Here is a 14,411-nt window from a genome sequence, read left to right on the forward strand (position 1 = left end):
AATCAGCCCTTGGAGCGGACGGCGTCGACCGCCGCCTGGCCGCTGGACCGGGCAGCCTCGCCGATCCCATCGATCAGCGATTGGACCGCGCTCGCACCTGCATCCTTGGTGATGTTAAGTTCGCTCAGTCGCTCGCGGCCTGCTTCCTTGGCGGCATCGAACGCATCCCGTGCGCTGGTCGTGATCCGGCTGCCGGCCTTGCCCATCAGCCGTTGCTCGGCCCTGGTCCTTGGAAGCAAGGCCCCGACGAGGGCACCCAGAGCAAGCCCGCCGCCAAGTGCCAGGAGGGGAGAACCCTCGACCTGATCGCGAGTCCGTTCGCGGGCGTTGTCATAAGCGTCGATCGCGCGTTCGCGGGCGCTGGGGGAGGTGGAACTGGTCTGCTGCCGGGGCATCATGCTTTCTCCGTCTTCTTTTGCGCTGTCCGCCGGGACGCCGCTCGCGTCGTCCGCCGCTTCGCAGGCTCCCGAGCTGGCTTGGCTGCGCGCTTCTCCTTCAACGCCACGGACTTGGACCTGGGTTCAAACAATGGCGTCATGGCGTCATAAAATTTGACTGTTGCCTTCTTGAGCGGCTCGCGGGCGATGAACATGGCCAATGCGGCGATTACCCCGCCGACCGCGACGGGCCGCTTGGCAACCGCGTCGACAGCGTCCTCGGCCAGGTCGGCACCCTTGTCCTTGGCCTTTTCCCACGCTTCGCTGGCCAGCGTCTTGGGCTGCAGCCGCTGCTGCAACTCGCGCATTGTGTCGAGCAGCGCGGCCCTGGTCTTCGCGACGTGGATGCGGGCGGACACGATCTCTGGCGTATCGTTCACTTGAGCCTCTCGGCTTCATGCCTGGCCAGCAGGAACAGGCCATAGGCGATCCCGAACGTGATCAGCGAGGCGATGAGGCCGCCGGCCAGTGGACCAACCAGCGTCGCCAGCGCCAGCGCCAGCGTCATGCAAAGGACGACGACACCGGCGATCAGGAACAGAAATGACGCCACTCCGTACAGGGCCGGCTTCTTGGCCGCATCGGCCTTGGCCTCGGCACTGGCCCTGGCCAGGCCGAGCTCAGCCTTGGCATAGGCCTTGCCCTCGTCGATCAGCTGTCCGAACAGCTCACCGATCGGCCTCTCATCGTCGTCGCCCCCGCTCGCCATCGCTTACTCTTCGTCGTCCTTGCGACCCTGATCGAGGCCGGACTTGACCAGCCGTACCAGGGCGAAGCCGATGATTGCCGCGCCTGCCAGAGCCACGCCCGGACTTTTGCGGACGAATTCCCGAGTATCCTCGATCAGCTCGTCCGGATCCTTGGCGCTGACCTTGCTGGCGGCATCTTCGAGAGCGCTGGCGGCCTTGCGCGCATATTCGCCATATTCCTCGCCAAGCCGCTCATCCAATCCTGCGGCGGTATCGCCGACCAGCTTGGAGACGTTGGCAAGCGCTTCGCCGCCTCGCTCCAGTCCCTGGCCGACCAATCCGCGGGCCTTGTCAGCGGCCTGGCCCGACAATTTGCCAGTGCCGCTCTTGATCTTTTCGAGCGCCTTGTCGCGAGCTGTGGGTTCCCGCACGATCAATGCCTCCTCATTTTCGGTCGATGCGCCGGCGACGATCGAATCCGTCCCTTCCGGTAGTGTTTCATCTTTCGGGTCAGGCATGGCTTCTCCTCCTTTTGCCTCAAAACCCGGCACGCCCGCTCATCGTTCCGGTACAGTCGATAAGTTGCACCCTTTGCCCCGCGCCGTATAGGGGCCGCAACGAACTTCCATCGAAAAAGGTGACCTGATGACCGCGATCGTCGACATCCACGCCCGGCAGATCCTCGATAGCCGGGGCAATCCGACGGTCGAGGTCGATGTTACGCTGGAAGACGGATCGATGGGGCGCGCGGCCGTGCCCTCGGGCGCGTCCACGGGCGCTCATGAAGCGGTCGAGAAACGCGATGGAGACAAATCGCGCTGGGGCGGCAAGGGCGTCGGCGAGGCCGTCAGGGCGGTCAACGGCCCGATTGCCGACGCCATCGTCGGTTACGAAGCCGAAGACCAGGCCGAAGTCGATGCCGCGATGATCGACCTGGACGGCACGGCGAACAAGAGCCGCCTCGGCGCCAATGCGATCCTCGGGGTCAGCCTGGCGACCGCGCGAGCCGCCGCGGAAGCGCGCGGCCTGCCGCTTTATCGCTATGTCGGCGGAACCGGGGCGACGCTGCTTCCCGTACCGATGATGAACATTCTGAACGGCGGCGCCCATGCCGACAATCCGATCGACTTCCAGGAATTCATGGTGATGCCTGTCGGCGCTCCCAATTTCTCCGAAGCGCTGCGTTGCGGTGCCGAGATTTTCCACGCGCTGAAGTCCGCGCTTCACGCCAAGGGACTCAGCACGGCGGTTGGCGACGAGGGCGGGTTTGCGCCCGACATCGCGTCGGCCCGGGCGGCACTGGATTTCATCGGCGAGGCGACCGGGGCCGCGGGGTACAAGCTCGGCAGTGACGTGCTGATCGCGCTCGACTGCGCCTCGACCGAATTCTTCAAAGGCGGCAGCTACGCCATGGAAGGCGAGGGGCGCAGCCTGTCTCCGGATGAAATGGCCGCATATTTGGCCGAGCTTGCCGACGCCTACCCGATTGCCTCGATCGAAGACGGCATGGCCGAGGACGATATGGCGGGCTGGAAGGCGCTGACCGAACGGCTAGGCAGCCGGGTCCAACTGGTCGGCGACGATTTGTTCGTGACCAACGAAGCGCGGCTTGCGGACGGTATCCGCGACGGAATCGCCAATTCGATCCTGGTCAAGGTCAACCAGATCGGAACGCTGACCGAGACCGCCAATGCGGTCCGCCTCGCTCAATCTGCCGGTTACACCGCGGTGATGTCGCACCGTTCCGGGGAGACCGAGGATTCAACCATTGCCGACCTCGCGGTTGCGCTGAACTGCGGCCAGATCAAGACCGGCAGCTTGGCCCGTTCCGACCGGACCGCCAAGTATAACCAGCTCCTTAGGATCGAAGAGGAACTGGGCGACACGGCCGGATATGCGGGCGCCGCCGCGATCAAGGCATACCGGCCAAACTGAGTCCTCAAGGCAACACCAACGAGTCACAGGAAAAATTTCTGTGAATCAATGCCATGAAAGCGCTTGCCTTCATGGCGTCTTTCTGATTCTTCTAACTTTATGACGGTCAATCGTCCCAGGAGCATCGGACTGATCCGCCGCGCGGCCATGCCGGCGCTGGCGCTGCTCGTCATCGGGACCTTTGCCGGCCATGCCATTGCCGGGCCTAACGGCCTGTTCGCCTGGCGCGGCTACGCCCAACAGCTAGAGGTCCGCAAGTCCGAGCTGGCGGCGCTCCAGGCAGAGCGGGCCGAGCTCAAGCATAAGTCGGTGCTGCTCGATCCGCGGCGGGCCGATCCCGACCTCGCCGATGAAATGGTTCGCAAGGACCTCGGCCTCGTCCGGGCCGACGAAGTCGTCGTTCCGCTCGACAACTAATCCACGAATAGCTGAGACTACGGATTGCCCTTTCGGGCCTGCCGCTCCTATAGCGCGGCCAATCGACGATTGACTGGAGAGGCCTGTGGCGAAAACCGCCCGCAAAACCGCTGCCGCAACCGCAGCGCCCGGCAAGCCCAACAGGGAGCGCCCGAAAGAGCCGCAGCCTTACAAGGCCTCGAAAGAGGAGCTGCTCGACTTTTACAAGCAGATGCTGCTCATCCGCCGCTTCGAGGAGCGTGCCGGCCAGCTTTACGGGCTCGGCCTGATCGGCGGCTTCTGCCATCTCTACATCGGCCAGGAAGCGGTTGCCGTCGGCCTGCAGTCGGCGATGAAGGTCGGACGCGACAGCGTCATCACCGGCTATCGCGACCACGGCCATATGCTGGCCTATGGCATCGACCCCAAGGTCATCATGGCCGAGCTGACCGGGCGCGAAGCGGGCATTTCCAAGGGCAAGGGCGGCTCGATGCACATGTTCAGTGTCGAGCATGGCTTTTATGGCGGCCACGGCATCGTCGGGGCGCAGGTGGCGCTCGGCACCGGCCTCGCCTTCAAGCATCAATATTCGAACGATGGCGGAACCTGTCTCGCCTATTTCGGCGACGGCGCGGCCAACCAGGGCCAGGTCTATGAAAGCTTCAACATGGCGAAGCTGTGGGACCTGCCGGTGATCTATGCGATCGAGAATAATCGCTATGCGATGGGGACAGCCGTCGAGCGGGCGGCTTCGGAACCGGATTTCTACAAGCGCGGCGAGAGTTTCCGGATTCCAGGCATCCAGGTCGATGGGATGGACGTGCTGGCGGTACGTGGCGCGGCGGAGGAAGCCATGGCCTGGACCCAGGCGGGGAAGGGGCCAATCATTCTCGAGCTGCTGACCTATCGCTATCGCGGCCACTCCATGTCCGATCCGGCCAAGTATCGGACGCGCGAGGAAGTGCAGGACTATCGCGAGCATCGCGACCCGATCGACCATGCCGCGAAGCTGTTGGAGAAGCTCGGCGTCAAGGAAGAGGAGCTCAAGGCAATCGACAAGGAAATCAAGGATATCGTTGTCGAAGCTGCGAAGTTCGCTGAGGAGGCGCCGGAGCCTGGGCCCGCCGAATTGTACACCGACGTGCTGGTGGAGAGCTACTGATGGCACTCGAACTGAAAATGCCCGCGCTCTCGCCGACCATGGAAGAGGGAACGCTCGCCAAATGGCTGGTCAAGGAAGGCGACAACGTCTCCTCCGGCGATATTCTGGCAGAGATCGAGACCGACAAGGCGACCATGGAGTTCGAGGCGGTCGACGAGGGAACGATCAGCAAGATCTTGGTCGCCGAAGGCACCGACGGCGTGAAAGTTGGCACCGTCATCGCATTGATGGGCGGCGATGGCGAAATTGCTGCTCCCAAGGCGGACGAACCCAGGACTTCGGCTCCCGAGCCGCAGGCCGCGCCGATTCCCGAGCCGGAGTCGGTCACGCCGACGCCGCACCAGATGGAAACCGCCGCGCGCGACCTGGTTGCCGACGTCGCCGCCACGCATGACGAGCCCGACGTTCCGGAAGGCACTCCGCTGAAGGAAATGACCGTCCGCGAGGCGCTTCGCGATGCCATGGCCGAAGAAATGCGGACCGACGACCGCGTCTTCGTGATGGGCGAGGAAGTCGCCCAGTACCAGGGCGCCTACAAGGTCACCCAGGGGTTGCTTGAGGAATTCGGCCCGCGCCGGGTGGTCGATACGCCGATCACCGAATATGGCTTCGCCGGCCTCGGTTCCGGCGCGGCGATGGGCGGTTTGAAGCCGATCGTCGAGTTCATGACCTTCAATTTCGCCATGCAGGCGATCGACCACATCATCAATTCGGCGGCCAAGACCAATTATATGTCGGGCGGCCAGATGCGTTGCCCGATCGTGTTTCGTGGTCCCAACGGTGCCGCCGCCCGGGTTGGCGCCCAGCACAGCCAGAATTACGGGCCCTGGTATGCCAGCGTCCCCGGCCTCATCGTGATCGCGCCCTACAGCGCGGCGGACGCCAAGGGGCTGCTCAAGGCGGCGATCCGCAGCGAGGATCCGGTCGTGTTCCTCGAAAATGAGCTGCTCTATGGCCAGACCTTCGACGTTCCCGACCTCGACGATTATGTCCTGCCGATCGGCAAGGCCAAGGTCGTACGTCCAGGCAAGGACGTCACGCTGGTGACCTATTCGATCGGCGTTGGCGTGGCGCTGCAGGCCGCCGAACAGTTGATGCACGACGGGATCAGCGCGGAGGTGATCGACCTTCGAACCCTGCGCCCGCTCGACAAGCAGACCGTGCTTACATCGCTCGCCAAGACCAATCGACTGGTGGTGGTCGAGGAAGGCTGGCCGACCTGCTCCATCGCCAGCGAGATTATGGCGATCTGCATGGAAGAGGGCTTCGACGATCTGGATGCGCCGGTGACGCGGGTAACCAATGTCGACGTCCCGCTGCCCTATGCCGCCAACCTCGAGAAGCTGGCGCTGATCAAGGCGGATGACGTGGTAGCGGCTGCCAAGGCTGTCTCCTATCGTTGAGCTGACGGACCGCGATCTCGTCCGGCTTTATTGGCCGGCAAAGCTCCGGCCCGCCTTCGATGCCCTATTTGCGATCGACGATGCGCTCGCCGAAGTCGTGACGTCGTCGACGCAGCCGGCGCTGGGCGCGATCCGGCTCGCCTGGTGGCGCGAGGCGTTGGAGCGGCTCGATAGAAGCCCGCCGCCGCCCGAGCCGCGATTGCATGCCGCCGCCGCCGAGCTGTTACCGTTGGGCATTACAGGCAAGGAGCTGGCTGCGCTGGAGGATGGCTGGACTACCCTGCTGGATGAAGTGCCCGACTTGAACAAGGTCGAGGAACGGGGTGTGCGCCTGTTCGCAATCGGGGCGAAGTTGCTGGGTGCCAGCGATCCGTTCCTGGAAGCAGCGGGCCGGGTTTATGCCCTGGTTCAAATCCGGCGGATGCGCATGGCTGCATTCGCGCAATCTTCATTTGATTTGAGCAACTTGAAAGGCCACCGATTTCCTCGACGATTGCGTCCCCTGACCGCATTCGCCCGCCTTGGCGCGCGTGACCTAAAGCAAGGAATGACAATCGAAAGCGAGGCCACGCCCGCGCGCGCTGCGGCATTGCTTCGCCATTTTGGATTTGGATTCGTCGCCTAAGTGGATTGAATTTCTAAATCCCGGCCATAAAAATTGCCTTGCCGGATCGCCCTAATTTGGAGGGCCAATGACCCGTTGGATCGCCGGCATCGCTGCCGTTTTTTTACTTGTCGCTGGCGCCGTCTTCGCGCTGCAAGGCCATGCCGAGGCACCCGGAATAGCTCCGGCGCCGGAACCACGCCTGGCGGCGGCGTCAGGCGAGAGTCTATCAATCCCTGACGCTCCGGAGGCTGACGCCAAGGGCAAGGAGCAAAGGCGCTTCGCTCGCGCCGATGCAAATGAGGATGGCAAGCTCAGCATGGCGGAGCTGATGGAGCCTCGGCGCAAGTCATTCGGCAAACTGGATGTCGACCATGATGGCAGATTGAGTTTCGAGGAGTGGGCCGCTTGATCCATCAAGAAATTCGCGGAGGCCGATGCCGACAGGGACCAGATCCTGAATCCCGTCGAATTTGCGTCGACCGCGCCCAAATCGCGACCGAAGAAGCCGGCTTGCGCCTGCAGCTAACGGTCCTCCCCCGCTTGCCTGGGGAGGGGAACCATCGAAGATGGTGGAGGGGTAAGTGCCGCCACGACGCGAGAGAAACGAAACTGTCCTTCGTGCCAGGGCGCTGAGACGAGAAATGACGTTGCCTGAGGTCCTGCTTTGGCGGGAATTACGCAGGCGACCGGGAAGTCTCAAGTTCAGGCGGCAACATCCATTCGGGCGCTGTATTGTTGACTTCTATTGTCCGGCTGCGCGCTTGGTCATCGAGATTGACGGAATGGCCCATCAAATGGGTTCGGAGGCCGACCGAGATCGTCGTCGCGACAGCTGGTTGCGAAGCCAAGGGTTACACGTGGCTCGCTTTGCCGTGCCTGAAGTGATGAACGATTTGGAAGCAGTGGTCCGTGAGATTGTCCGAACCGCTTTGAGCCGTTTACCCCTCCACCAAGCTGCGCTTGGTTCCCCTCCCCAAGATCGGATCTTGGGGAGGAACTGATTTCAACCATTCCTTCAGCGCGGCGCGGGCCCGGTCGGTGTACAGCCGCTTGCGGTCGGCCTTTTTTGCCTTGGGGCCCTCGATCGGCGGCATCAGCCCGAAGTTGACGTTCATCGGCTGATAGGTCTCCGCGTCGGCGCCGCCGGTAATGTGACCTACCAGCGCACCCAGCGCGGTCTGCGGGGGCGGGGTGGGGAGGGTCCGGCCCTGCAACTCCGCCGCGGCAAATCGTGCCGCCAGCAGGCCGATCGCGGCGCTTTCGACATAGCCTTCGCAGCCGGTGATCTGACCGGCGAAGCGGATGTTCGGCATGGCCTTCAGGCGCAACTGTTCGTCGAGCAATTCGGGCGATCTGATGAAGCTGTTGCGGTGGATACCGCCCAGCCGGGCGAACTCGGCATTCTCCAGCCCGGGAATGGTGCGAAAGATGCGCACCTGCTCGCCATGCTTCAGCTTGGTCTGGAAGCCGACCATGTTCCATAGCGTGCCGAGCGCATTGTCCTGGCGAAGCTGCACGACGGCGTGCGGCCAGCGACCGGTGCGCGGATCGTCGAGGCCGACGCCCTTCATCGGTCCAAAGCGGAGCGTTTCGACCCCGCGCGCCGCCATTACCTCGATCGGCATGCAGCCCTCGAAATAGGGCGTGTCCTTCTCCCACTCCTTGAACTCGGTCTTTTCACCCTCGTTCAGCGCCGCGACAAAGGCATCATACTGATCCTTCGTCATCGGGCAGTTGATATAGTCCTTGCCGCCCTTGTCCCACCGCGCCGCCATCCAGCAGACGTCCATGTCGATGCTATCGCGGTGAACGATCGGAGCGATGGCATCGAAAAAGGCGAGGGCGTCGCTGCCGGTGATCTTGGCGATCGCCTCGGCCAGGCCGGGCGCCGTCAGGGGGCCGGTCGCGATGATCGTCGATCCGGAGGCAGGTAGTGCATCGACCCGTTCCCGCACGACTTCGATCCCCGGATGGTCGGCAATCCGTGAAGTTACTTCCGCGGCGAAGGCTTCGCGATCGACGGCCAGGGCAGATCCAGCGGGAACCCGGTGCTGGTCGGCCGCCATCATGATCAGCGAGCCCAGCGCCCGCATCTCCTGGTGCAACAAGCCCACGGCATTGTTTTCGGCATCGTCCGAGCGGAAGCTGTTCGAGCAGACCATTTCGGCCAGCCGGTCGCTCTCATGCGCGGGCGTCATGTCGCCGCCTCCGCGCATTTCGCTGAGGCGGACCTTCAGCCCCGTTGCCGCCAGCTGCCACGCAGCTTCGGAACCGGCCAGTCCGCCGCCAATGATGTGAACGTCTTGAGTCATTTGAGCGCCCCCATATCCGTTCGTCCCGAGCGAAGTCGAGGGACGTGTCTCGACTTCGCTCGACACGAACGGCTAGAGTTTCGAAATGCACATCTTCACCATCGGTTATGAAGCGACAACGATGGGCGAGTTTCTCGCTTCGCTGGAGCAGGCGGGCGTCAAGCGAGTGATCGATATCAGGGCCGTGCCCAATTCGCGCAGGCCCGGTTTTTCGAAGAACCCCCTCAAGAACGCGCTGGCCGAGGTCGGGATCGATTATGTTCACCTGAAAGCGCTGGGGACACCCGCGGACGGCCGTTCAGCGGCGAGGGCCGGACGGCAGGAGGATCTGGAGCGAATTTACGCCGGCCAGCTGGATCTGCCCGAAGCAATGGTCCAGTCCGAGCAAATGCGCGAGCTGGCGGCCGAAGCGCCAAGCGCGCTTCTTTGCTTTGAGCGCGATCCCGCCGGCTGCCACCGTACTCTGCTGTTGGCGGCTGAGGCGCCGAACGCCGAAGTGACCCACCTTTTCCCCTAAAAGTCGGCGGGAGCTTCCGCTTTGGTCTCGCCGACCAGAAGCGCCTCAATGTCGGGGATCGGGCGGCGGGTCATCTCCTTGGGAATTTCGCACAGCAGTTTCCGCTCGGCTTCCTTGTGCAACTTCTTGCGCAGGACACCGAGGGTCTTGGGCGGTGCGATGATCACCAGCTGGTCGAAATCGTTGCGCAGCGCTCGCCGGTTGACCTGCTCGGCCGCAGCCACGGCCCAACGGTCTTCCTCCTGCTGGTGGAAATCGGTCTCCTCATAGGCCACCCGCCCGCTGTAACCGCCACCCTGGCCGATCGCGCCTGGCGCATCGGTTTTCATTTCGCCGTCCCTAAGATCCTCCCGCTCATCGAAATCCTCGGTGCGGAGGTCGATCTGGTTTTCGTCGCCTTCGTTGCGGAAGAAGAGCGTCTTGCGGCCATCGGTGACCAGGACAAGGGCGTTGTTGGCGAGCGGCATCAGGGTTTCCTCCGGTTAGAATTCACCTAAATTCAACGCGCCCGCCGACGCCCACGTTCCCCTATTGGCCGTCGTCCGGACCAGCGGCGAGGTCTTCCGACGTATCGCCGCCACTTTCCGGCGCAATCTCGTCGCCCCCGTCCAGTTCTACCTCTTCCTCGTCGCTCTCGTCGATCTTGGCGACCGACACGACCTTTTCCTGGTCCTTGACGTTGAAGATGGTGACGCCTTGCGTGTTGCGTCCGGCAATCCGGATATCGCCCACGGTCGTGCGGATCATCTTCCCCTGGTCGGTGACCAGCATCAGAGATTCACCTGGCTTGACGGGAAAGCTTGCAACCACGCCGCCGTTACGTTCGGACGTAACGATGTTGATGATGCCCTGACCGCCGCGATTGGTGCGGCGATATTCATAGGTCGACGAGCGCTTACCGTAGCCGTTCTCGGTAACGGTCAGCAGAAACTGTTCGCCATCCACCAAGGCGGCGTAGCGATCGGCGGGCAGGGTGCATTCCTCGTCCTTTTCCCGCCAGGCCGGGCAGCGGAGATAGGCTTCGCGTTCCTCCGGGGTCGTGCCGACCCGGCGCAGGATCGACATGGAGATGACCTGGTCGTCACCCTGCAGCCTGACGCCGCGCACACCCATCGAGGCGCGGCTCTGGAATTCGCGCACGTCAGTCGACTTGAAGCGGATCGCCTTGCCGTTGCGGGTGGCAAGCAGCACGTCATCGTCTTCGGTCAGCAATTCGACGCCGATAATTCGGTCGAGGTTATCCTCTTCGCCCTCTTCGCCCTCCTCGGAGGTGCCGAATTTCATCGCAATCTTGCCTGCAGTCGGAATGTTGGTGAAGGCATCCATCGAATTGCGCCGGACCGTCCCCTTCGCAGTGGCGAACATGATGTGCAGCCCACCCCATTCGGCCTCGTCCTGGGGTAGCGGGAGCACTGTCGTGATCGTTTCCCCTTCGGCCAGCGGCAGGAGGTTGACCATCGGGCGGCCCTTTGCGGTCGGCCCGCCTTCCGGCAGCCGCCATACCTTCATCCGGTAGACTCGGCCGATGTTGGAGAAAAACAGCACCGGGTTGTGTGTCGAGGTGACGAACAGCTCCGTGACGATGTCTTCATCCTTGGTCGACATGCCCGAGCGGCCCTTGCCGCCGCGCTTCTGCTCGCGGAACAGGGCGAGGGGAGTGCGCTTGATGTAGCCGGTCATGGTCACCGTCACGACCATGTCCTCGACCTCGATCAGGTCTTCGTCCTCAAGCCCGTCGAATGCGGCGGTGATCTCGGCCACGCGGGGCGTTGCGAACTCGGCATCGACCTCGTCGAACTCCTCACGCATGACCTCGTACAGGCGGGCGCGATTGCTAAGGATCTCCAACAGCTCGCCGATATTCTTGGCGAGCCCTTCGAGTTCGCCGCCGATTTCGTCACGGCCCAAAGCGGTCAGGCGGTGCAGGCGCAATTCCAGGATTGCGCGGACCTGGATCTCCGTCAGGCGATAGGATTCGCCCTTGGCCTGCGGTTCCACCGCTTCGACAAGTGCGATGTACTGGCGGATTTGATCCGCGGCCCAATCGCGCTCGAGCAGCTTTTCACGAGCCTCGGCGGGACTGGCCGAGCCGCGGATCAGCTTCACCACCTCGTCGAGATTGGTGACCGCGACCACCAGGCCAAGCAGGATATGAGCGCGTTCGCGTGCCTTCAGCAGCTCGAACTTTGAGCGGCGGGTGATAACCTCTTCGCGGAATTTGACGAAGCTTTCGATGATGTCGCGGAGCGCGAGCGTTTCGGGGCGGCCGCCGCGGATCGCGAGCATATTGGCCGGGAAGCTCGACTGGGCGGGAGTGTGGCGCCACAGCTGGTTCAGCACGACTTCGGGCGTGGCATCGCGCTTGAGGTCGATGACAATCCGGACGCCCTCGCGGTTGGATTCATCGCGAATATCCGAGACGCCTTCGATCCGCTTGTCCTTGGCTGCCTCGGCGATCTTTTCGACCAGGCCCGACTTGCCAACCTGGTAAGGGATGGCGGTCAAAACGATCGAGCGGCGATCGCCGCGCCCTTCCTCGACGTGCGCCCTGCTGCGCATCAGGATCGATCCGCGGCCTGTCGTATAAGCCGCCCGGATGCCCGAAGTGCCCAGGATCAGCGGCGCGGTCGGGAAGTCCGGACCTTTGACATGCTCCATCAGCCCTTCGGAGCTGATCGTCGGGTCGTCCATATAGGCGCGGCACGCGGCAAGCACCTCGCCCAAATTGTGCGGCGGAATGTTCGTCGCCATGCCGACCGCAATGCCACCGGCGCCATTGACCAACAGGTTTGGGAAGCGCGCGGGCAGCACCTGCGGCTCGCGCTCGCTGGCGTCGTAGTTGGGTTGGAAGTCGACCGTGTCCTTGTCGATGTCGCCAAGCAGGAAGTTGGCCACCTTGGCGAGCCGGGCTTCAGTGTAACGCATGGCGGCCGGCGGATCGGGGTCCATCGAGCCGAAATTACCCTGGCCGTCGATCAGCGGCACACGCAGCGACCAGCTCTGCACCATGCGGGCCAGCGCATCGTAAATCGCCTGGTCGCCGTGGGGGTGATACTTACCCATGACGTCACCGACGATGCGGCTCGATTTGCGATAGGGCCGCCCGGCGACATAGCCCGCCTCCTGGCAGGCATGCAGGATGCGGCGGTGGACCGGCTTCAGACCGTCGCGCACGTCAGGCAGCGCGCGGCTGACGATCACCGACATGGCATAATCGAGGTAACTGGTCTTCATCTCCTCGACGATGGAGATGGGGGCAATGTCGCCGTGTTGATGTTCGTCGGCGGGAGGCTGGGTCGCCAAGATATTTCCTGTCGTTCTTGTTGGTATTGGACACGGGAGAGTCGCCCGCGTTTCCGGCAGGCGCGCCCCTCCGACTTGCTAGCGGATAGGCAGGGATAAGGCCACCCCCGCGCGCGCGTAACGCGCACGCGCGCAAAAGCGCGGTTCAATTGGAGTTCATGCCCGTATCGCTATTGCCGCTTTTCGCAACCGGGCGACAAGGCTATGGGGCTTCCCCGGTATCCCACGACATTCGCGCTGCCTTGATGAGCAGGAGCGGCGCATCAGGAGACTGGAATGAAACTAACTTCGACTGCCATGGCGCTGCTGCTCGCAGGTGCAGGCTTCGCGATCGCTACCCCGGCCCAGGCGCAATATGGTTCCGCGCCGCCGGCGCCGACGCCGTCCTCCAACCAGATGAGCGATGACGCCGCCAAGCAGGATAGCGGCAACCAGCCAAAGGTCTCAGGCGCGGCCAAGAAGGAGATCGTCGAGCTCCAAACGGCAGTCAACAACAAGGATGTGGCCAATATCCCAGCGAAGGCTGCGGCCGCCAAGGCCAAGGCCAAGACCAAGGACGACAAATATATTATCGCGCAGCTGCAGCTGAAGGCGGCGATCGCTGCCAACGACAATGCCGCGATGGCAAGCAGCCTCCAGGAGGTTGTCGACAGCGGATTCCTGAAGCCGGCCGAAGTGGGACCAGTCTTCCTCAACCTCGGCAAGCTTCAGTATAACGCCAAGGCTTATGACGCCGCCGGATTTGCCTTCGACCAGGTGTTGAAGAGCGATCCGAATAACGTCGAGGCGCTCGTCCTCCTGGCTGAAACGCGCAACAACCAAAACCGCACGGCCGAGGCAATTGGCTTGATCCAGAAGGCCATTGCGGCGCGGACTGCTGCCGGCCAGAAGGCCGAGGAAGCCTGGTACAAGCGGGCAGTGGCGCTGTCGTACAATGCCAAGCTGCCGACTGCTCCCACCTTGGCGCGTGAGTGGGTTTCAGCCTACCCCAACCCCGGCAACTGGCGTGACACGATCCGCATCTACCAGATGTCGACGCACGCCGCCGATGCGGCATTGCTGGACTCGATGCGCCTGGCACGCGCCACCGGATCGCTGGCCGGCGAAAATGACTATTACCGCTACGCCAGCACGCTTGTGACCAAGGGGTTCCCGGGCGAAGCCAAGGCCGTGCTCGACCAGGGCTTTGCCGCCAAGGCGATCGATCGGTCGAAGGACATGTTCAGCCAGCTCTACGGCACGGCGTCGGGCCGGGCCCAGGGTGACCAGGCGTCGCTGGCCGCATCGGCGACCGCCGCCAAGGCCGCACCGGACGCCAAGAAGGCGATGGTGATCGCCGAGGCCTATTATGGCTATGGCGATTACAGCCAGTCGGCCGACCTGCTGCGCGCCGCGCTCGGCAAGAGCGGAGTCGACAAGGACCTCGCCAATCTTCGGCTTGGCATGGCGCTGGCCCAGGCGGGCGACAAGGCCGGAGCGACGGCTGCGCTCAATTCCGCGGGCGGAGCCCAAGCGGATCTTGCCAAATTGTGGCTCGCCTACGTCGCCCAAAAAGGCTGATCCAAGGCTATCTTGAAGCCTGAAATCGGGGCGTCGGGCCGGCCGGTCCGGCGCCCTTATTTTGTGCCAAATTGGGATGGTTAATCTCCA

At 63.2% G+C, this 14,411-nt stretch carries 16 protein-coding genes; 9 read left to right on the plus strand and 7 right to left on the minus strand.

Translation table 11 applies throughout. The features are described from left to right. Positions 1–2 precede the first annotated feature (2 nt). Genes LZ518_RS03625 through LZ518_RS03640 form a run of 4 tightly spaced genes read right to left on the minus strand, consistent with a single transcriptional unit; the run spans position 3 to position 1,644 of the window. Positions 3–398: a hypothetical protein gene (locus LZ518_RS03625; protein ID WP_249914669.1), complete on the minus strand. Its 396-nt coding sequence runs from the start codon at positions 396–398 to the stop codon at positions 3–5. After that, complete coding sequence (locus LZ518_RS03630; RefSeq protein ID WP_249914670.1) at positions 395–817, minus strand: DUF3618 domain-containing protein; 423 nt, start codon at positions 815–817, stop codon at positions 395–397. Before LZ518_RS03630 ends, LZ518_RS03625 begins: the two co-directional genes overlap by 4 nt. Then, positions 814–1,146 (minus strand): phage holin family protein, encoded by a 333-nt coding sequence (locus LZ518_RS03635; protein WP_249914671.1) that lies wholly within the window; start codon positions 1,144–1,146, stop codon positions 814–816. Before LZ518_RS03635 ends, LZ518_RS03630 begins: the two co-directional genes overlap by 4 nt. A gap of 3 nt (positions 1,147–1,149) precedes the next feature. Beyond that, the gene (locus tag LZ518_RS03640) at positions 1,150–1,644 is read right to left on the minus strand and encodes a hypothetical protein (RefSeq protein WP_249914672.1); all 495 of its coding nucleotides are present in this window, start codon (positions 1,642–1,644) and stop codon (positions 1,150–1,152) included. Positions 1,645–1,771: 127 nt separating this feature from the next. On the opposite strand from LZ518_RS03640, the gene eno reads away from it, so the two are divergent. The 7 genes from eno (at position 1,772) to LZ518_RS03675 (ending at position 7,630) form a co-directional block, all read left to right on the plus strand. Beyond that, complete coding sequence (gene eno, locus LZ518_RS03645) at positions 1,772–3,061, plus strand: phosphopyruvate hydratase (RefSeq protein ID WP_249914673.1); 1,290 nt, start codon at positions 1,772–1,774, stop codon at positions 3,059–3,061. A gap of 99 nt (positions 3,062–3,160) precedes the next feature. Continuing rightward, positions 3,161–3,478, plus strand: coding sequence for an FtsB family cell division protein (locus tag LZ518_RS03650; protein WP_249914674.1), 318 nt, complete (start codon positions 3,161–3,163; stop codon positions 3,476–3,478). 85 nt (positions 3,479–3,563) lie between these two features. Next, positions 3,564–4,619 (plus strand): pyruvate dehydrogenase (acetyl-transferring) E1 component subunit alpha, encoded by a 1,056-nt coding sequence (gene pdhA / locus LZ518_RS03655; RefSeq protein ID WP_249914675.1) that lies wholly within the window; start codon positions 3,564–3,566, stop codon positions 4,617–4,619. Continuing rightward, positions 4,619–6,022 carry a pyruvate dehydrogenase complex E1 component subunit beta gene (locus tag LZ518_RS03660; RefSeq protein WP_249914676.1) on the plus strand — a complete coding sequence of 468 codons (1,404 nt, stop codon included), beginning with the start codon at positions 4,619–4,621 and terminating at the stop codon, positions 6,020–6,022. The genes pdhA and LZ518_RS03660 overlap by 1 nt, the downstream gene beginning before the upstream one ends. 97 nt (positions 6,023–6,119) lie before the next feature. After that, positions 6,120–6,647, plus strand: coding sequence for a hypothetical protein (locus LZ518_RS03665; protein WP_249914677.1), 528 nt, complete (start codon positions 6,120–6,122; stop codon positions 6,645–6,647). A gap of 67 nt (positions 6,648–6,714) precedes the next feature. Further along, complete coding sequence (locus tag LZ518_RS03670) at positions 6,715–7,038, plus strand: EF-hand domain-containing protein (protein WP_249914678.1); 324 nt, start codon at positions 6,715–6,717, stop codon at positions 7,036–7,038. A gap of 172 nt (positions 7,039–7,210) precedes the next feature. Beyond that, positions 7,211–7,630 (plus strand): endonuclease domain-containing protein, encoded by a 420-nt coding sequence (locus tag LZ518_RS03675; protein ID WP_348538664.1) that lies wholly within the window; start codon positions 7,211–7,213, stop codon positions 7,628–7,630. Here the strand turns inward: LZ518_RS03675 and trmFO are convergent. Then, positions 7,568–8,941 (minus strand): methylenetetrahydrofolate--tRNA-(uracil(54)-C(5))-methyltransferase (FADH(2)-oxidizing) TrmFO, encoded by a 1,374-nt coding sequence (trmFO, locus tag LZ518_RS03680; RefSeq protein ID WP_249914680.1) that lies wholly within the window; start codon positions 8,939–8,941, stop codon positions 7,568–7,570. The genes LZ518_RS03675 and trmFO overlap by 63 nt on opposite strands. Positions 8,942–9,026: 85 nt before the next feature. Here trmFO and LZ518_RS03685 point away from each other — a divergent pair, with 85 nt between their 5' ends. Beyond that, a complete protein-coding gene (locus tag LZ518_RS03685; protein WP_249914681.1) occupies positions 9,027–9,458 on the plus strand; it encodes a DUF488 domain-containing protein in 432 nt (143 codons plus the stop codon). Here the strand turns inward: LZ518_RS03685 and LZ518_RS03690 are convergent. Next, on the minus strand, positions 9,455–9,925 hold the full coding sequence (locus LZ518_RS03690) for a host attachment family protein (protein ID WP_249914682.1): 471 nt from the start codon (positions 9,923–9,925) through the stop codon (positions 9,455–9,457). The genes LZ518_RS03685 and LZ518_RS03690 overlap by 4 nt on opposite strands. Before the next feature lie 61 nt (positions 9,926–9,986). Then, positions 9,987–12,761, minus strand: a complete 2,775-nt coding sequence (gyrA, locus tag LZ518_RS03695) for a DNA gyrase subunit A (RefSeq protein WP_283938151.1) — start codon at positions 12,759–12,761, stop codon at positions 9,987–9,989. 276 nt (positions 12,762–13,037) lie between these two features. On the opposite strand from gyrA, the gene LZ518_RS03700 reads away from it, so the two are divergent. Beyond that, positions 13,038–14,321 (plus strand): tetratricopeptide repeat protein, encoded by a 1,284-nt coding sequence (locus LZ518_RS03700; protein WP_249914683.1) that lies wholly within the window; start codon positions 13,038–13,040, stop codon positions 14,319–14,321. Positions 14,322–14,411 lie beyond the last annotated feature (90 nt).

The sequence above is a fragment of the Sphingomonas brevis genome (assembly GCF_023516505.1).
GTDB classification, from domain to species: domain Bacteria; phylum Pseudomonadota; class Alphaproteobacteria; order Sphingomonadales; family Sphingomonadaceae; genus Sphingomicrobium; species Sphingomicrobium breve.